Source organism: Martinezella lusitana (genome assembly GCF_016901135.1).
Classification (GTDB): domain Bacteria; phylum Pseudomonadota; class Alphaproteobacteria; order Rhizobiales; family Rhizobiaceae; genus Rhizobium; species Rhizobium lusitanum_D.
Window position 1 is genome coordinate 196,170 of the sequence record NZ_JAFEVL010000061.1, and the last position, 18,968, is coordinate 215,137.

At 60.6% G+C, this 18,968-nt stretch carries 11 protein-coding genes and 1 pseudogene; all 12 read right to left on the reverse strand.

Annotated elements, in window-relative coordinates; all coding sequences use genetic code 11:
• Nucleotides 1-2: 2 nt before the first annotated feature.
• Nucleotides 3-1,631 (reverse strand): alpha-D-glucose phosphate-specific phosphoglucomutase, encoded by a 1,629-nt coding sequence (locus tag JTP94_RS26415; RefSeq protein WP_204853375.1) that lies wholly within the window; start codon nt 1,629-1,631, stop codon nt 3-5.
• 4 nt (nt 1,632-1,635) lie between these two features.
• The gene (glgA, locus tag JTP94_RS26420; protein WP_204853376.1) at nt 1,636-3,078 is read right to left on the reverse strand and encodes a glycogen synthase GlgA; all 1,443 of its coding nucleotides are present in this window, start codon (nt 3,076-3,078) and stop codon (nt 1,636-1,638) included.
• Nucleotides 3,079-3,081: 3 nt separating this feature from the next.
• On the reverse strand, nt 3,082-4,344 hold the full coding sequence (gene glgC, locus JTP94_RS26425) for a glucose-1-phosphate adenylyltransferase (protein WP_204853377.1): 1,263 nt from the start codon (nt 4,342-4,344) through the stop codon (nt 3,082-3,084).
• Between the two features lie 26 nt (nt 4,345-4,370).
• Nucleotides 4,371-6,578, reverse strand: coding sequence for a 1,4-alpha-glucan branching protein GlgB (gene glgB / locus JTP94_RS26430; protein WP_204853378.1), 2,208 nt, complete (start codon nt 6,576-6,578; stop codon nt 4,371-4,373).
• A complete protein-coding gene (locus JTP94_RS26435) occupies nt 6,575-9,037 on the reverse strand; it encodes a glycogen/starch/alpha-glucan phosphorylase (protein WP_204853379.1) in 2,463 nt (820 codons plus the stop codon). Before JTP94_RS26435 ends, glgB begins: the two co-directional genes overlap by 4 nt.
• A gap of 274 nt (nt 9,038-9,311) precedes the next feature.
• Nucleotides 9,312-10,514 carry a vWA domain-containing protein gene (locus tag JTP94_RS26440; protein WP_246755347.1) on the reverse strand — a complete coding sequence of 401 codons (1,203 nt, stop codon included), beginning with the start codon at nt 10,512-10,514 and terminating at the stop codon, nt 9,312-9,314.
• A gap of 132 nt (nt 10,515-10,646) precedes the next feature.
• A pseudogene (locus tag JTP94_RS35655) lies at nt 10,647-10,807 on the reverse strand (transglutaminase family protein); the annotation flags it as partial.
• A gap of 21 nt (nt 10,808-10,828) precedes the next feature.
• Nucleotides 10,829-11,794 (reverse strand): TadE/TadG family type IV pilus assembly protein, encoded by a 966-nt coding sequence (locus tag JTP94_RS26445; RefSeq protein WP_204853380.1) that lies wholly within the window; start codon nt 11,792-11,794, stop codon nt 10,829-10,831.
• A gap of 128 nt (nt 11,795-11,922) precedes the next feature.
• Complete coding sequence (locus tag JTP94_RS26450; RefSeq protein WP_204853381.1) at nt 11,923-12,804, reverse strand: transglutaminase family protein; 882 nt, start codon at nt 12,802-12,804, stop codon at nt 11,923-11,925.
• A 4-nt stretch (nt 12,805-12,808) separates the two neighbouring features.
• Complete coding sequence (locus JTP94_RS26455) at nt 12,809-15,226, reverse strand: circularly permuted type 2 ATP-grasp protein (RefSeq protein ID WP_204853382.1); 2,418 nt, start codon at nt 15,224-15,226, stop codon at nt 12,809-12,811.
• Nucleotides 15,227-15,239: 13 nt separating this feature from the next.
• Nucleotides 15,240-18,560, reverse strand: a complete 3,321-nt coding sequence (locus tag JTP94_RS26460; RefSeq protein ID WP_204853383.1) for a DUF2126 domain-containing protein — start codon at nt 18,558-18,560, stop codon at nt 15,240-15,242.
• A gap of 181 nt (nt 18,561-18,741) precedes the next feature.
• On the reverse strand, nt 18,742-18,968 hold a 227-nt coding region (locus tag JTP94_RS26465), incomplete at its 5' end, for a cupin domain-containing protein (protein ID WP_204853384.1).

Sequence of the window (18,968 nt, forward strand, 5' to 3'; positions counted from 1 at the left end):
GTTCAGGTGATAACAGTCGGTGCGTCGCGGCCGGTGCGGCCCTTGATGTCAGCGATTTCCTGGGCTGCGGTAATGAGGTCGGCGAGTGCTTCCTGCGTCTCGATGTTGTGGCGGGTCGGATCGGGCTCGTAGCGTTCGATGTAGACGCGCAGGGTCGCGCCCGTCGTGCCGGTGCCGGACAGGCGGAAGACGACGCGGGAGCCGCCCTCGAACAGGATGCGGATGCCCTGATGCTGGCTGACGGATTTGTCGACCGGATCGTGATAGGCGAAGTCATCGGCAGCGGAAACAGTGAGATCGCCATACTTCGTGCCCGGCAGGGTCGGCAGCTTCTCGCGCAGCGCCGCAATCAGGCCGTTGGCGGCATCGGTGTCGACGCCTTCATAGTCGTGGCGGGAATAATAGTTGCGGCCGTAGGTTGCCCAATGCTGGGTCACGATATCCACGACGCTTTCGCCGCGCACGGCGAGAATGTTGAGCCAGAGCAGCACGGCCCAGAGGCCGTCCTTTTCGCGAACGTGGTTGGAGCCAGTGCCCGAGCTTTCCTCGCCACAGATCGTCGCCATGCCGGCATCGAGCAGGTTGCCGAAGAATTTCCAGCCGGTCGGGGTTTCGTACATGCCAATGCCGCGCTTTTCGGCGACGCGGTCGGCAGCACCACTGGTCGGCATGGAACGGGCGATACCGGCAATGCCGTGCGAATAGCCGGGCGCGAGATTGGCGTTGGCCGCGAGGATCGCCAAGCTGTCCGACGGCGTGACATAGATGCCCTTGCCGATGATCAGGTTACGGTCGCCGTCGCCGTCCGATGCCGCGCCGAAGTCGGGCGCATCGTCGCCCATCATCTCGTCGTAGAGCTCCTTGCAGTAGACGAGGTTCGGGTCCGGGTGATGGCCGCCGAAGTCGGGCAGCGGCAGAAAGTTGCGCACCGATCCATCGGGCGCCCCGAGGCGGATCTCGAATATCTCCTTGGCATAGGGTCCGGTGACCGCGCTCATCGCATCGAAGCAGAGGCGGAAGCCGAGGCTGATCAGATTGCGGATGGCGCCGAAATCGAACAGCTCCTCCATCAGGGCAGCGTAGTCTTCGACCGGGTCGATGACCGAAACGATCATGCCGCCGATATCTTCGCGGGCGATGCGATCGAGATTGATGTCCGGAAAATCTGATATCTTGTAGCTGTCGATGACCTTGGAGCGCTCGTAGATGGCATCCGTGATCTTTTCCGGCGCCGGGCCGCCATTGCCGATATTGTACTTGATGCCGAAATCTTCGGTCGGGCCACCGGGATTGTGGCTGGCCGACAATATGATGCCGCCGAACGCCTTGTACTTGCGGATGATGTTCGAGGCAGCGGGCGTCGAGAGGATGCCGCCCTTGCCGACCATCACCTTGCCGAAGCCGTTTGCGGCGGCCATCTTGATGGCCTTCTGAATGACGTCGCGATTGTAGTAACGGCCGTCGCCGCCGATGACCAGGCACTTGCCCTGATAGCCTTCGAGCGAATCGAAAATCGACTGAATGAAGTTCTCCGCGTAATTCGGCCGCTGGAATTCGGGAACCTTCTTTCGCAGGCCCGAGGTGCCGGGTTTCTGATCCGCGTAGGGGGTGGTGGATACGGTTTTAATCATCGGGTTAAGCGCCTCTCGAGACAAGACTGGAGTAGAGAGCGGCGTAGCGTTCTGCGCTTCTGCCCCAGGATACGTCGGATTTCATGCCCTGCTTTTGCATCTGCGTCCAGACCTTTCGATCCTGGAAAAGGTGCATGGCACGGCGCATGGCTTGCAGCAGCCCTTCGGCAGTAACGGGCGAGAACTGAATGCCGGTTGCGACTTTGGCCTGCAGCGCAGCGTGGTTGGCGTCGATAATGGTGTCGTTGAGCCCACCCGTACGCGCGACAATCGGCAGGCAGCCATAGCGTAAGCCATAAAGCTGCGTGAGGCCACAGGGTTCGAAGCGCGAGGGGATGATAATCGCGTCGCAACCGCCCTGCATGATATGCGACATCGGCTCGTTATACCCGGCCGAAACCCCGACGCGGCCGCGATGGCGGCCGGCTGCGGCGAACAACGCGCCTTCCAGCGCCGCGTCGCCGGCGCCCAGGATGGCGAGCTTGCCGCCCATGTGAACGATCTCGCTGGCAATGCCGGCCAGAAGGTCCATGCCCTTCTGCCAGGTGAGGCGGCTGACGACGCAGAAGATCGGCCCGTCATCGTGGTCGAGCCCGAAATGCGCGATGACGCGCTCGCGGTTGACAGCGCGGTCCTTGAGTGTCGCGGCGCTATAGGTCTGCGCGATCATCGCGTCGGTCGCAGGATTCCAGATGTGGTCGTCGATGCCGTTGACGATGCCGTGGAGGCTGTTTGCCCTGCTGGCGATGACGCCCTCGAGACCCATGCCGAATTCCGGCGTCAGGATTTCCTCGGCATAGGACGGGCTGACGGTGGTCAGCGCATGGGCCGTCTGCAGGCCGCCCTTGAGAAAACCGACATCGCCGTAATATTCGACACCCTCCACGGAAAAGGCGTGCGCCGGCAAGCGCAGGCCGGGGAAGATGCTGGGGCCGAATTGACCCTGAAAGGCAATGTTGTGGATCGTGAGCACGCTCGGCAGTTCCGGCGTCGGATAGTAACGCATGTAGACCGGCACCAGGGCGGATTGCCAGTCATGGGCATGCACCAGATCCGGCTGCCAGCCGGGCAATCGGCCAGCAGCGATTTCCGCACCGGCCAGCGACAAGGCGGCGAAACGCCGCCAGTTGTCAGGGTAATCCTTTCCCATGGCATCGACATAGGGTCCGCCGGTGCGGGTGTAGTAGGCCGGCGCATCCAGCACGAGGAAAGAAATGCCGCCATGCTCGACTTCCAGCACGGTCGCCTGTTCGCCGAGCAGATCGGTGAATTCTAGGCAGACCACTGGGTCGCGAATGGCTTTCATGACCGCGGGATAGCCCGGGATGAGGGTCCTGGTTTCTACACCATAAGGTTTCAGTGCAATGGGCAGGGCGCCGGCCACATCGGCCAGGCCCCCCGTCTTGATCAGGGGGAAAACCTCGGATGCAACCGAAAGGACCTTCATGCCTCAGATATCCAGCTTGTCGATCATCGTCTGGGTGATCAGGCAGATGCCACTTTCCGTACGGCGCCAGCGCTTGGCGTCCAGTTCCGGATCTTCGCCGACGATCAGGCCCTCCGGAATGGTGACGCCATGGTCGATGACGACATTCTTGAGCTGCGCTCGGCGGCCGACCTTGACGCTCGGCAGCACCACTGCTCCCTCCAGCTTGGAGTAGGAGTTGGCGCGCACGCCGGTGAACAGCAGGCTGTTGTAGAGGCTGGCGCCGGAAATGATGCAGTCGCCGGCGACGACGGAGGAGACAGCCGAACCGCGACGGTCCTCGTCGTCATGGACGAATTTGGCCGGCGGGCTGATTTCCGCATAGGTCCAGATCGGCCAGGACTTGTCGTAGATGTCGAGTTCCGGCACCACGGCGGTCAGGTCGATATTGGCCTGCCAATAGGCATCGATCGTGCCGACGTCGCGCCAATAGGCTTCGCGCTCGAAATCGGAACGGACGCAGGACTGCGCGAAGCGGTGCGCGACGGCTTTGCCGTTCTTGACGATGTAGGGAATGATGTCCTTGCCGAAGTCACGGCTGGAATTCGGGTCGGCGGCGTCGCGCCGCAGGCATTCGATCAGGAACTTCGTGTGGAAGACATAGATGCCCATCGAGGCCAGCGCGAAATCCGGATTGCCGGGAATACCGGGCGGATCCGCGGGCTTCTCGACGAAATCGATGATCTCGTCCTTCTCGTTGACATGCATGACGCCGAAGCCGACCGCCTCCATGCGGGGCACTTCGAGGCAGCCGATGGTGACCTCGGCGCCGGAATCGACGTGCTGCTGCAGCATCCATTCATAGTCCATCTTATAGATGTGGTCGCCGGCGAGGATGACCATGTATTCCGGGCCATAGGGCTCGATGATGTCGATGTTCTGGTAGACGGCGTCGGCCGTGCCTTCATACCATTGCGTTTCCGACACGCGCTGCGAGGCCGGCAGGATATCGAAACTTTCGTTTCGCTCGGGCCGAAAGAAGTTCCAGCCGCGCTGCATATGGCGGATCAGCGAGTGCGCTTTGTACTGAGTGGCGACACCGATGCGGCGGATACCGGAGTTGAGTGCGTTGGACAGGGCGAAATCGATGATTCGGGTCTTGCCGCCGAAGTAGACGGCCGGCTTCGCCCGGCGGTCAGTGAGTTCCTTCAATCGGCTGCCTCGACCCCCGGCAAGAACGTAGGCCATGGCATCGCGTGCCAGCGGCTGGAAACGTTTTTCTACCATTTTATTCCTCCCTGTCCGTAATGATCTCAAAATTCCGGTTCGAGCATGATGGTCGCCAACGGAGGCAGCGTTATCGTCGCCTGTACGCCTCCGCCTGCATTGACGGCCTGGACACGCCCGCCGTTCCCCTTGCCGCTGCCGCCATAAATGTCGGCATCGGTATTCAGTATTTCACGCCACCGCCCCTCCGCCGGCAAGCGCAACGTATAATTCTCACGGTAGACTGGCGTAAAATTGGTGATGACCGCAACCGGTTTTTCACCCGGCGCCTTGCGCAGCCAGGCGAAGACCGAATTCTCGAAATCATCGACGATCAGCCATTCGAAACCGTCGCCCTCGCAATCGCGGGCATGCAATGCCGGCTTGCTGCGATAGGTGAAGTTGAGATCGCGCACCAGGCGCCGCATGCCTTCATGCATGCGATATTGCAGCAGATTCCAATCCAGCGCGCGCTCTTCGCTCCACTCGCTCCACTGCGCGAATTCCTGACCCATGAACAACAGCTTCTTGCCGGGATAACCCCACATGAAGGCATAGTAGGCACGCAGGTTGGCGAATTTCTGCCAGTCGTCGCCGGCCATCTTGGCGATCAGCGATCCCTTGCCGTGCACCACTTCGTCATGGGAGAGCGGCAGGACGAAGTTTTCCGAGAAGGCATAGATCAGGCCGAAGGTCAGCTCATTGTGGTGATACTTGCGGTGCACGGCCTCGCGGGAGAGATAGCTCAGCGTGTCGTGCATGAAGCCCATGTTCCACTTGAAGCCGAAGCCGAGGCCGCCTTCGTGGACCGGCTGCGACACTTTCGGCCAGGAGGTGGATTCCTCGGCGATGGTCATGACGCCCGGATGCGCGCCGTAAACCCGCGCGTTCATCGACTGGAGAAAGCGGACCGCCTCGAGATTTTCGTTGCCGCCATATTCGTTGGGGATCCATTCGCCGTGCTTGCGGGAATAATCCAGGTAGAGCATGGAGGCGACGGCATCGACGCGTAAACCGTCCAGATGGTACTTTTCCGCCCAGAAGAGCGCATTGTTCTCGAGATAGGAGAGAACTTCGGTACGACCGAAATTGTAGATCGCCGTATTCCAATCGGGATGAAAACCCTTGCGCGGGTCTTCATGCTCATAGAGCGCCGTGCCGTCGAACCAGCGAAGCCCGTGCTCGTCGGTCGGGAAATGCGCCGGCACCCAATCAAGGATGACGCCGATGCCGACCTTGTGGCAGCCATTGACGAAACGGGCAAACCCTTCCGGCTCGCCGAAACGGGCCGTGGGTGCATAGAGGCCCGTGGTCTGATAGCCCCAGGACGGGTCGTAGGGATGCTCGGTGATCGGCAGGAACTCGATATGGGTGAAGCCCATATCGACGCAATAGGGGATCAGGCGCGAGGCGAGCTCATCCCAGGACAGCATGGAGCCGTCGTCGCGGCGCTGCCAGGAGCTCGCATGCACCTCATAGATGCTGATCGGCTGACGGCGCTGGTCGACGCTCGCCCAATGCTCGCGATGGGCCGCATCCTCCCAGATCTGGCTCATCTCGTTGGCCGTGACAGAAGCGGTCTTCGGGCGCAGCTCACTCCGGCGGGCGAAGGGATCGGCCTTCAGCGGCAGCACAACGCCGTCCTTGCCGCGGATTTCGAACTTGTAGGCCACACCGGCCGGCACATCCGGCGCGAAGATCTCCCAGATGCCAGAGTCCGATCGGTAACGCATGACATGCCGACGGCCATCCCAGGCGTTGAAGTCGCCGACGACAGAAACGCGCTGGGCGTTCGGCGCCCAGACGGCGAAATGAAAGCCCTGGACGCCCTCATGCTTCAGGGGATGGGCGCCCATCTTGTCGAACAGGCGCAAATGCGTGCCCTGACGAGCGAAATAGTCATCCATCGGTCCGAGAACCGGGCCGAAGCTGTAGGGGTCGGTCACCGCCCATTCGGCATCGCCGCGCCGGGCGCGATAGCGCACCGGTTGCTGCTTGGTAAGTTTCACATCGCCGGAAAAGAAGCCCGCCGGATCAAGGCAATCCAGCTCGCCGATGACGGAACCGTCCAGTGCCATGGCGGTCACGGCCTCGGCGCCAAGAATGAAGCAGCGGGTCACAAACCCATCATCCGTCCGATGCACGCCGAGAACGGCGAACGGGTCGGAATGCGTGCCTGCGAGAATTGCAGCAATTTCGTCTGCCGAAATGTCCCTCAAGCTTGTGCCGTCAGCGGGTCTTTTCGGCTTTTTCATCCGGCTCTCCAAATTTCCTTGGCATATTGACGGATCGTCCGGTCGGAGGAGAACCAGCCCATGCGAGCGGTGTTGTTGATCGTCTTGGCATACCATTCGGATGGATTGGCCCAGAGTATATCGACTTCGCGTTGAGCTGAAGCATAGGCGTCGAAATCGGCGGCGACCATGAACCAGTCATGGCTGTAGATGCCCTCGGTCAGGACAGCATAGCGATTGCGGTCGTCAGGAGAGAAGACGCCCGACGCGATGGCCGCAAGCGCCTGCGACAGCTCGCGCGAGCGTTCGATGACGGCGCGGGGATCGTGGCCGTCGCTGCGCAGGCTGGCGACTTCGTCCGCCTTGAGGCCGAAGATGATGATGTTGTCCTCGCCGACATTGTCGCGCATTTCGACATTGGCGCCATCCAGCGTACCGATGGTCAGCGCGCCATTGAGGCCGAACTTCATGTTGCCGGTGCCGGATGCTTCCATGCCGGCGGTCGAAATCTGCTCGGAGAGATCGGCGGCCGGAACCATGACTTCGGCCAACGAGACATTGTAGTTCGGCACGAAGACGACCTTCAGCAGGCCGCGCACCGACGGGTCATTGTTGATGACGCGGGCGACATCGTTGATCAGCTTGATGATGAGCTTTGCATTGTGGTAGCTCGGCGCCGCCTTGCCGGCGAAGAGCTTGACGCGCGGCTGCCAGTCCAATTCTGGATGCGAACGGATCTGATCGTAGAGCGCCACGGTCTCGATGATGTTGAGAAGCTGGCGCTTGTATTCGTGGATGCGCTTGATCTGAATGTCGAACATCGCATTCGGATCGAGCTTGATGCCCATGCGGCTCGCCACGAGATTGGAAAGCTGCACCTTGTTGGCGCGCTTGATGGCGGCGAACTTCTCCTGGAAGGCGCTGTCCCGGGCGAACTTATCCAGCGGCTTCAGCAGTTCGGCGTCGTCAAGGAAGGCGTCGCCGATGGTTTCACGGATAAGACTGGTGAGGCCGGGGTTGCACTGCATCAGCCACCGACGCGGCGTGATGCCGTTCGTCTTGTTGTTGATGCGGTCCGGATAGAGCTTGTGCAGGTCGGCGAAGACGGTGACCTTCATCAGGTCGGTGTGGAGTGCGGAAACGCCGTTGATCGAATGCGAACCGACAAAGGCGAGATTGCCCATGCGCAGGCGCCGGTCACCGTTCTCATCGATCAATGAAATCGAGCGGATTTCGGTGTCGCTGAAATTGCGGGCCTTGCGGGCTTCGACGAGAATCTTGGCGTTGATGGCGTAGATGATCTGCATGTGGCGCGGCAGGAGCCGTTCGAACAGCGGCACGGGCCAGCTTTCCAGCGCTTCCGGCAGAAGCGTATGGTTGGTGTAGCCGAAGGTGTTGCGGGTGATATCCCAGGCCTTGTCGAATTCGAGGCCATGAATATCGACCAGCAGGCGCATCATTTCGGCGACGGAGACGGCCGGATGCGTGTCGTTCAGCTGGATTGCGACCTTGTCGGCCAGATTGGTCAGATCGTCATATTGCTGCAGATGGCGGCGAATAATGTCCTGCAGCGAGGCCGACGAGAAGAAAAACTCCTGGCGCAGGCGCAACTCCTGGCCGGCGGGGGTCCCATCAGCCGGATAGAGAACGCGCGTCAGGCTCTCGGCCTTGTTGCTCTCCCGGAGCGCGCCGATGTGGTCGCCGGCATTGAAGGCATCGAGCAGGATCGGATCGATCGGTTGAGCCGACCAGAGACGCAGCGTGTTGACGCGCTTGGCGCGCCAGCCGACGACGGGCGTATCGAATGCGGCGGCAATAACGCGTTCGGCCGGCTTCCACACATAGCGAGGCTGATCGTCATGGCTGCTGACGGTCTCGACGCCGCCGCCGAAGCCGATTTCATAGGAGCTTTCCTGGCGTTCGAATTCCCAGGGATTGCCGTGCGCGAGCCATGTTTCCGGCAATTCCACCTGCCAGCCGTCGGCCATCTGCTGACGGAACAGGCCGTGCACGTAACGAATGCCATAGCCATAGGCCGGCACTTCGACGGTCGCCATGGATTCCATGAAACAGGCGGCGAGGCGGCCGAGACCGCCATTGCCGAGTGCGGCGTCCGGCTCGAGGCCGGCGATGACGCGAACGTCGACGCCGAGCGAGGCGAGCGCGTTGGTGATTTCCTCCATCAGGCCGAGATTGGAGACGGCGTCGCGCATCAGGCGGCCGATCAGGAATTCGAGAGATAGATAGTACACGCGCTTGGCGCCGGTCTCGTAGACCTTGCGGGTCGATTCCATCCATCTGTCGATAACGCGGTCACGAACGACGAGGATCGTCGCGGTCAGCCAATCGTGCGGCTTGGCCACTTTCGCATCCTTGCCGATGCGGTAGGTCAGGCGTTCGATGATTTCTTCCGCGAGGATTTCAGGGCGGGAACTGCGGGGCGCTGGAACGGGCAGATCGGCCTTCGTCAAGTTATTCATACTATCAACTCTCGCCATTTGTGTTTTATATTCAGAGTGTTATGCCTGAATAAAGCAAATTGCCTTTCCGTTTCACTATCACTTTACGCACCGATGTAAAGCAGTTGCAACAGGTGAATGACGCGGATGCGAAAATAGCGAGCCAACGCTTCCGAGGCGGCGAAAAGACTTGATTTCGATTGTTTTTCCGGCTCTTATCGATGGATTGATTGACAAGAAAAAGCCGCTCCGGAGCGATCCGGGCGGCTTTCTTATGAATCAAGCGGCGCACCTATTACTTCGTTAGGAGCGTAGTTTGTTTCGATGCCTGCGCGCCGATGGTTTTGAAGGCGGCGAGGAGATCGGACATTTGTTGTGCATCAAAGTAATTGGAGGAGCTTGATGCACAGCTCTGCAAGAGATTTTGACCACGTGTCGGCGCCATGAAGGCGACGGTATAGATTTGTACGCCCGCAGCTTTTGCCATCGCGCATGTGTCTAGTGTCTTCTGATCCGAACTGGTGGCGTTGTTTTCTCCATCGGTCATCAAGACGATGAATTTCTGAAATGTCGTATTGCCTTTCTTGGCTTGTTCGGTTGCTTCGGCGGGTGCAATGAGGCTGCTATACGCCAACGCCATCGGTGCGCTGGACTCGGTGCCGCCGTCGGCATTCAGCCCGCTAATGACATTGTTGCGGGTCGACTTCGTCCCCCAGGCAAGTGTGCTGGAGCTATCGACCTGGCTGCTCCATGCTATGGCCGCCGTGCGGACATATTGCGAATTGGGGTCGGCGGCATCGAGCTGGTCGAGCAGAGTGCCGACAGCCGTCTTCAAAGCTGCGATCTTCTTGATGTAGCAAGGGCTTTTGGGTTTCGAATACTGATATAGGTAGATTCCATCAGTATAATACTGGATACAGCTGGTCTGCGTTGTATCGACGACGTTGGTGTTCAGCAGCATCGAGCCGGACTTGTCGAGCGCGATCTCCATCGACAATGCGGTTTTCTCAACTGCAGTTCCGCTGCTTGTAGAACTCGATGCGGAAACGGTCATCGTATGCAGACCGAGCAATTGGCTCATACCGTTCACTGACATATTGTAGGACGCGTTGACGACAACCGAATAGCTGGTGCCGCCCGATGAGTTGCTGCTCGACGTAACGGTGGTCGAAGTCCCCGCTTTGAGCGCATTCGTCGTGTCCGTATCCCCGGCAAGATAGTTCGACATCTGACCGAGGACGAAATTGTTGGCGAGGTCCTTTGCGGTCGTCGTCGTAGCGCTGCCAGCGGCCAGCGCCGTTGCTGCAGCAAGCGCGGCGGAGTCCGTAGCTTCCTGGAGCTGGCTGTGCGACAGCGACATGTTGGTGACATCGATCGCGACGCCACCTGCCGCGGCGAGCACCGGGATCGCAATCGCCGTGAGGATGCCGAAGTTTCCGGCCTTATCACGTAGAAGTTGTTTTAAGGTACGAAGTTTATCCGAACCGGAGATCATCATGTCCGCCTGTTGGAGAGAGTTAAAAGCCTCAAGAATGAGCGGGACTATGCGATCACAAATATTGGTCGACCGTTTAAGCAGTCGTTCGAATTTTAGAAAACTATCGGATCGGTCTCATTTTGACTTGGTTTATTACTGTTTTAGCGAAACGACATCCACGGCCTGGACCGTTTTCTGGTTGCCGTAGCTTTGAGCACGCCGATGACCGGCGCGACATCGGAATAATCGCGGCCATAGGCGACGACGATATGGTCGATTCCGGCGGGAATATTGTTCGTCGGATCGAGCTCGATGCTTTCAAGCTGAGAGCAAGCCTATTGAGTCAACCGGGCGGCATCGCCGTCTGAGGAAGCGCAGACCGAGGATATGGTGTAGAAAAAATCCTGGCGTTCCCAACCGCCACCGTCTTCCCAGGCATGGCTCTGCGGCTGTGCGCAGCCGAAGTAATTTTCGATAGGTACGACGGTTCCCTTCGGAAGCTCTACTCCATTGACGAAAAGATAATAGGACGTGTCCGGGTTGTCGGTTCTGAGGGTCAGATCGTAACTCTTGTCTACCGCCCTGGAACTATTGCTGCATGTGACGTCATTTCTACCGTTTACGGAAGCGGTTTGATTGAGCGGGCAGCCATCATTCTTGATGTCCATTTGCAGGACAAGCTTGGTATATTGGCCGAGATCGATAGCACCTTGCGGATTGGCTACCATAGTGCCTTGACCCTGGTCATTATGCGTATTTGGCTGATAAACGACCGTGCCGAGAACGACTTCCGATGTTGTGTTCGGCCGGACAACGCGAATGGTAACGATCTTATAGTAGTATCCTTGAGCCTTTGTGGGCGTCAGGGTGACCTTCTGGGGTTTGGGCGGCGAAAAGGTGGAGGAATTGACGCTGATGTTGACGCTGTTGATATTGCCAAGCCGCATCAACGTCGTCGGCACGGCGCCGGTCAAGGCCACCTGCAGCGTGTTTCCATTGGCGGTTATGGTAGAGGTGAGGCCAACGGGCGTGGTTGTCGCATAGGCATCGATGAAGGCCTGCGCCTGTGCCTTGGCAGCATCAAAATTGGTTCCGTCATATACCTTTGCGCCGGCTAGGACCGCGCCATCAGCAATTTCCTGCAGATTGGTCCTCTGGCTGACAGCGGTCGTATAGTCGATCGCGGTACCTGCAGCCAAGCATATTGGAACAAGCAAGAGCGCGGTCAGGATGCTGAAATTGCCGGCTCGATCTTCTAGAAGTTGTATAATGCGACGAAGTTTACTCGAACCGTTAATCATCACGCTCGCCCCAACGAAGTAATAGCCTCAGACTGGTGGCGAATATCTGCGAAAAGTCTAAACCCACGGTTTAAGCGGCAGTTCGAATTTTAACAACCGCCGGATCGGTCTCATTTTGACCTGGTTTGTTACTGTTTTATCGGAACGACATCCACCGCCTGGACGGTTTTCTGGCTGCCATAGCCCTTGAGCACGCCGATGACCGGCGCGACATCGGAGTAGTCGCGGCCATAGGCGACGACGATATGATCGGTTCCGGCGGGAATATTGTTCGTCGGATCGAGCTCGATCCAGCCCGCGGTTTCTCCGCACCAGACGCGCACCCAGGCATGCATGGCGTCGGCACCTTCCAGCCGTTCCTTGCCCGGCGGCGGGATGGTGCGCAGGAAGCCGCTGACATAGCCGGCGGGTATGCCAAGGCTGCGCAGCGCAATGATCATCACATGCGAGAAATCCTGGCAGACGCCGCGCTTCAGGCGGAAGGCTTCCTTGGGCGTGGTATCGACGGTGGTCGCCTTCGCATCGTAGACGAAATCCTTGTGGATCTGGGAGCAGACCGCATGGGCGATCTGCATGGTCGTCAGGTTCGTCGTCTTCCATTGCCTGCTGTAGCCGGCGATTTCGCCTGTTTCGGGCAGGCGAGGGCTGCTGGCGAGGAAATGGTGCGGCGAGGAGGGGTCGACCGACCAGCAGTCGCTGACCTCATCCGGCAATTTGGCGAGCAAGGGCGAGAAGTCGGCCGCGACGGGCTGGCTCTCCACCTGGACGCGCGCCTGCATGCGGATATCAAGCTTCTCGTGCGGGTCGCGCACCAGGATCGATGTTGCCGGATGCTGGAAGAAATCGGTGAAATTCGATTGCTCGTCCGGATGTGGCGTAACTTTCAGCGAGCCGGCGATCAGCCGCTGACGGTTGGTCAGCGACAGTGGCAGCAAACGCACGATGTGACGCGCGCCGCTGGCCGGCGCGTCGTAGATATAGCCCATGTGCAGCGACAGGTCGTATAGCATCACATCATCCGAGATAAGTCCGGGCCAGCAGGTCCGAGAGGCGTTCCAGCTCGCGTTCCAGCCGCTGATAGACCTCGCCGGTCATCGTTTCCGGCGTCATGACCGCAAGGCCTGAATGCAGCCGCATGGCTTCGCGATAGAAGGGTGACATCTGACCGTTGACGAAGGCGTTCGGCAATTGCTCCACTTCGCGGTGGATCTCGTTCATCTGGAAGAGGATTGAGCGCGGGTTGAGCGGATCGAGCGCCAGCAGGTCGGTGACCGTCAGGCGCGCCGTGTTGACGTTGTAGCGGCGGCGATGGGTCATGACGCTGTCGCCGATTTCGAGCAGCATATCGAGCGCGCCATCGGGCGCCTCGGGGCCGGACATATGGCCGAGAAGCCGCGTCATGTGCAGCCCGCGTTCGATATAGCGGCCGAGCGACAGGAAGCGCCAGCCGGTGAAGCGATACATGTTCTCGTGCACGAGGCCGGCAAAACCCGCAAGCTTGCGCAGGAGGATCGTCATGGCGTGGCTGGCGTCGTCGCCGTGCTTCACCTTCTCCTTGAAGCGGCGCGCGGTCTTGGCGAGATCGGTCAGCGCCAACCAGCCGTCCGGGGAAAAGCGGTCGCGAATGTTGCTGGCCGAGTAGACGGCGCTGTCGATGTTGCGCAGCAGGCTTTCCGGTACGGCTTTCTCGGTGTCTATGTCGATGGCGGCCAGATAGGCGGTGACGTCGGCGAGCAGCGGCTGGTTGGGATCGGCGGCTTCGGCGAAGCGCCCATGCCAGGCGCGCAGGATGCGCAGGGCTCCCTCGGCCCGCTCGATATAGCGGCCGAGCCAGAAAAGATTGTCGGCTGCGCGGCTGGGCAGGCTGCCCGGCATGTTGCGGGTGAAGGTCTCTTCCGCCGGCAGCAGCGTGTGGGCTTCCACGGGCTTGTCGGAGACGATCCAGACGTCGGCGGCCGAGCCACCCGCCTGCATGGCAATGGCGGCAACATCATCACCGCTGCCGATGCGGGCAAAGCCGCCCGGCATGATCTGCCAGCCGTTGTCCGTGCGGGCGGCGAAGACGCGCAAGCTCATCGGCCGCGGCATAAGCTTGCCGTTGACCCAGGCCGGCGTCGTCGAAAGGGTGACGACTTCCTGGCCGACCAGCTTTTGGCCGTCGGTCGCCAGCCAGTCGGCGATCGAGTCGCGGGCGGTGCTGCGCAGCGTCGAGCCCAGCACCGATTGGCCGCTGTCGTCGAAGAAGGGCATGCGGGAATAGGCCGGGCCGATCACCATCTTCTCGATATTGGCCGCGACCTGTTCTCGCTCGCTCTTCTGGCCGCACCACCAGGTGGCGATCGACGGCAGTTTCAGGTCTTCGCCGCGCAGATGCCGACAGATGGTGGGCATGAAGGCAAGCAGGGCACGGGTTTCGAGAATACCGGAGCCGAGGGCGTTGACGATTGAGACGGTCTGCGCCCGCAGTGCTTCCACCAAGCCCGGCGTGCCGATATGGGAGTGCTGATTGAGCTCCAGCGGATCGGCGTAGGAGGCGTCGAGGCGGCGCCAGAGCACGCTGATCGGCCGCAGCCCGGCGACGGTGCGCACCATCAGCTGGTCGTTGACGACGCTGATGTCCTCGCCCTCGAGCAGCATGAAGCCGAGATAGCGGGCGATATAGGCGTGTTCGTAATAGGTTTCGTTGGCCGGGCCCGGCGTCAGAACGGCGACGCGTCCCTCGGCGCCGCGCTTGCCGCCGAGCAAGGCATCGCGAAAGGCGCCGAAGAAGGAGGCGAGGCGGTGAACCCTGGTTTCAGCATAGATGTCGGAGAAGGCGCGCGTCGTCGCGACGCGGGTTTCGAGCGCAAAGCCGGCGCCGGATGGCGCCTGGGCGCGATCGGCCAGCACCCACCAGTTGCCGTCAGGACCGCGGCCGATCTCGAAGGCCAGGAAATGCAGATAGTGGCCGTTCGCAGGCGTGACGCCGACCAGAGGCCGCAAGAACTCCGGATTGCCGGCGATCAGGGCCGGCGGCAGCAGACCTTCGTTTACCAATCGGTTGTCGCCGTAGATGTCGGCAATGACCTCTTCAAGCAGATCGGCGCGCTGGCGCAGGCCCTCGGAGAGCGTCTGCCATTCGCTCTCGTCGATCAGCACCGGGATATGCGAGATGGGCCATTCGCGCTCGCTGACGCCAGTCGCTCCATAGGCGCGATAGAAAACCCCGGCATCGCGCAGATAGCGGTCGGCGCGGGCGAAACGCTCCATCAGCTCCTGTTCCGACATGCGGCTCAGCGCTGACAGCAGGTTCTGCCAGACCGGCCGCACGGCGCCGGTATTGTCGACCATCTCGTCGGCGACGCCGGGCAGCGCGCAATAGGCAAAGGCCGGATCGTTGCCGATGCCAGCCTTTACCTCGTTACGTCGTTCCGCTGCCGGTTTTCTAGCCATGCATATTTCCGCTTCAAATTCCCGCCGGCCGTCTGAGGTCGAGCGTCAGCGGGAATTCCGCCGATACCGCCTCCGGCCGCAGGCCGTAGCCGCCAGCCGTATGCCCCCAAGGTTCGAATCGCGCAAGGCGTCGCGCTTCGGCCTCGTTGCCGTTGACGGGAAAAACGTCATAGTTCCGGCCACCCGGATGGGCAACATGATAGATGCAGCCGCCGACCGAACGGCGCGACCATGTATCATAAATGTCGAAGGTCAGTGGCGTATCGGTTGATAGCACCGGATGCAGGCCCGAAGCCGGATGCCATGCCTTGTAGCGGACGCCGGCGACAAAGACGCCCGAGGCGCCTGTCGACGTCAACGGCATCGGGCGCCCGTTGCAGGACACGGTGTAGCGCGTGGGGTTGCTGGTTTCCAGCCGTACCTGCAAGCGCTCCACCGACGAGTCGACGTATCGGACCGTACCTCCGATCGCGCCCTCCTCGCCCAGCACATGCCAGGGCTCCAGCGCCTGGCGCAGTTCCAGCTTGTTGCCTTCGTATTCGACCTCGCCGCAGAAGGGAAAGCGGAATTCCAGCTGCGCCTGGAACCATTCGGAACGCAGATCGAAGCCGTTTTCACGGAGATCGGCGAGCACATCGAGGAAATCCTGCCAGACATAGTGCGGCAGCATGAAACGATCGTGCAGCGTCGTGCCCCAGCGCACGAACTTTCCGTCGATCGGATTGCGCCAGAAGCGGGCGATGAGGGCGCGCACCAGCAATTGCTGGGCAAGGCTCATGCGGGCATTGGGCGGCATTTCGAAGCCGCGGAACTCGACCAGACCGAGGCGCCCCGTCGGGCCATCCGGCGAAAACAGCTTGTCGATGCAGATTTCCGAGCGATGAGTGTTGCCGCTGGAATCGGTCAGAAGATTGCGAAACAGACGGTCGACAAGCCAGGGCAGAGGCGGAATGCCATGACCGGGCGCCGGCACCTGGGCTATCGCGATTTCCAGCTCGTAGAGGCTGTCGTGACGCGCTTCGTCAATGCGCGGGGCCTGGCTGGTCGGGCCGATGAACAGGCCGGAAAAGAGATAGGAGAGGGAAGGATGGCGCTGCCAGTGAAGCACGAGGCTCTTCAGAAGATCGGGGCGGCGCAGGAACGGGCTTTCGTTCGGATTGGCACCGCCGACGACGACATGGTTGCCACCGCCGGTTCCGGTGTGACGGCCGTCAATCAGGAACTTGTCGGTGCCGAGACGCGTCAGCCGGGCCTCTTCGTAAACCGTCGTGGTGATGTCGACGCATTCCTGCCAGTTCGATGCGGGATGGATGTTGACCTCGATCACGCCGGGATCGGGCGCGACGCGGATGACGTTGATGCGCTCGTCCTGCGGTGGCGAATAGCCTTCGATATGTACCGGCAACCCGAGCTCAGCAGCCGCATTCTCGGCGGCAGCCAAAAGCTCGAGATACTGCTCGATCCCTTCGGTCGGCGGCATGAAGACACAGAGCCGGCCGTCGCGCGGCTCGACCGAGATGGCCGTGCGTACAGCACCTCGGATATCGCCGAGCGTCTGTTCGACGCGCGATTGCCCGCTTTCGTCGGCCTGGAACGAGGCTTCCGGCATGGCGCGGCCGGCGGGCACGATGACATCGGGCAAGGGCGTGCGCGGAATGGAGGGATCGACAGTATGGATATAGGGATAACGCGATGGCGGCACATAGGGCAGGGTGCCGAGCGGCAGGCGGTAGCCGATCGGCGAGTCGCCCGGCACCAGGTAGATCTTGCCGCGGCGCGTGCTCCATTTTTCACTGACCCAGCGCGTGGCTGAGGCGCGTGCATTCCAGGCCTGCACGGGAAGAACATAGCCGGTCGCCGTCGTCAGGCCGCGCTCGAAGACGCGGGCGATGCGGTTGCGCTCCTCCGGGTCCTTCAGTTTCGAATTGGAGGGGTCGACATTTTCCGGCAGGCTGCCTTCCTTGATGATCCATTCGGCCGGGTCTTCATAGGCCGGCAACACCATGTCGGGTTCGATCGCCAGCTCCTTGGCAATTGCGCTCAGAAGCTTTCCAGCATCGTCCGCAGTTGCGCCGGTCTTGACGGTCTCCTGTGCGATCAAGGCCGGGTTTTGCCAGACGGGCTTGCCGTCCTTGCGCCAGTAGAGCGAGAAGGTCCAGCGCGGCAGGCTTTCGCCCGGATACCATTTGCCCTGGCCATAATGCAGGAAGCCGCCGGGAGCGAGGCGATCGCGCAGGCGGCGGATCAGCTGATCCGCCATGTCGCGCTTGGTCGGGCCGACGGCGGCTGTGTTCCATTCCTCCGATTGGAAATCGTCGATCGAGACGAAGGTCGGCTCGCCGCCCATGGTCAGGCGCACGTCGTCTTCCTTGAGAATGCGATCGACCTCATTGCCGAGCGCATTCAGTGCATCCCAGCTTTCATCGGAGAAAGGCTTGGTGATGCGTGGATGCTCGGCGACACGCACGACCTTCATGTCGAAGTCGAATTCGGTGTTGGCTTCGCCGAAATAGCCGCCGGAGATCGGAGCGGCGTTGCGGTAATGCGGCGTGGCGGCGAGCGGAATATGGCTCTCGCCGGTGAGCAGCCCCGATGTCGGGTCGAGGCCGACCCAGCCGGCGCCGGGAAGATAGACCTCCGTCCAGGCATGCAGATCGGTGAAATCGACTTCGGTGCCGGACGGGCCGTCGAGCGCCTTCAGATCCGGGGTGAGCTGTATGAGGTAGCCGGAGACGAAGCGGGCGGCAAGGCCGAGATGGCGGAGAACCTGAACGAATAGCCAGCTCGAGTCGCGACAGGATCCCCTAGCCGTTTCCAGGGTCTCCTCCGGCGTCTGCACGCCGGTTTCCATGCGGATGACGTAGCCGATCTCTCTTTGCAGCCTTGCATTGATGCCGACGATCATGTCGACGGTCGGCTGTTCGGAGCGGTCGAGCGTGTCGAGGAAGGCCTGTAGGCGGGGGCCGGCTTCTTCCGGTGTCATATAGATCGACAGATCCTCGCGGATCGTCTCGGGATAGGCGAAGGGCCATTTGGTGGCCTCCTCTTCGACGAAGAAGTCGAAGGGATTATAAACAGTCATATCGGCAACGAGATCGACCTCGATCTTCAGCTCGGTCACCGGATCGGGAAAGACGAAACGGGCGAGATAATTGCCGTAGGGATCCTGTTGCAGGTTCACGAAATGATTTGATGGCGTGACCTTCAGCGAGTGGCTGAGGACGCGGGTCTTGGAATGAGATGCAGGTTTCAGGCGAATGATCTGAGGGCCGAGGCGGATCGGATTGTCGTATTTGTAATGGGTGAGATGATAGATGCTTGCCTTGATCGCCATATGTCTCTTTGCCTAGCCCACATCGTTGTGCGGTGGTTGCTGTTCCCAAAGGCAGTGTGTGCAATGCAGCGAGAGAATGCAAGACATCTCGGTGGACTGCCAAAGTCTTGTCGCACAATACCAAAATAAAAACGGCGGGTTTGCGCCCGCCGTTTCGAAATCTTTGTTTTACTGCGGGAATTCAGCTTCTGCCAAATTCGTCGACGAGGCGGATGATATCGTCTTCGCCGAAATAGGAGCCCGTCTGCACTTCGATCAGCTCCAGCAGAATCTTGCCGGGGTTGGAAAGGCGGTGCACTTCGCCGAGCGGGATATAGACCGATTCGTTTTCGCGCAGCATCTGCACGTTCTCTCCGACCGTCACTTCCGCCGTGCCCTTGACGACGACCCAGTGCTCGGAGCGATGGT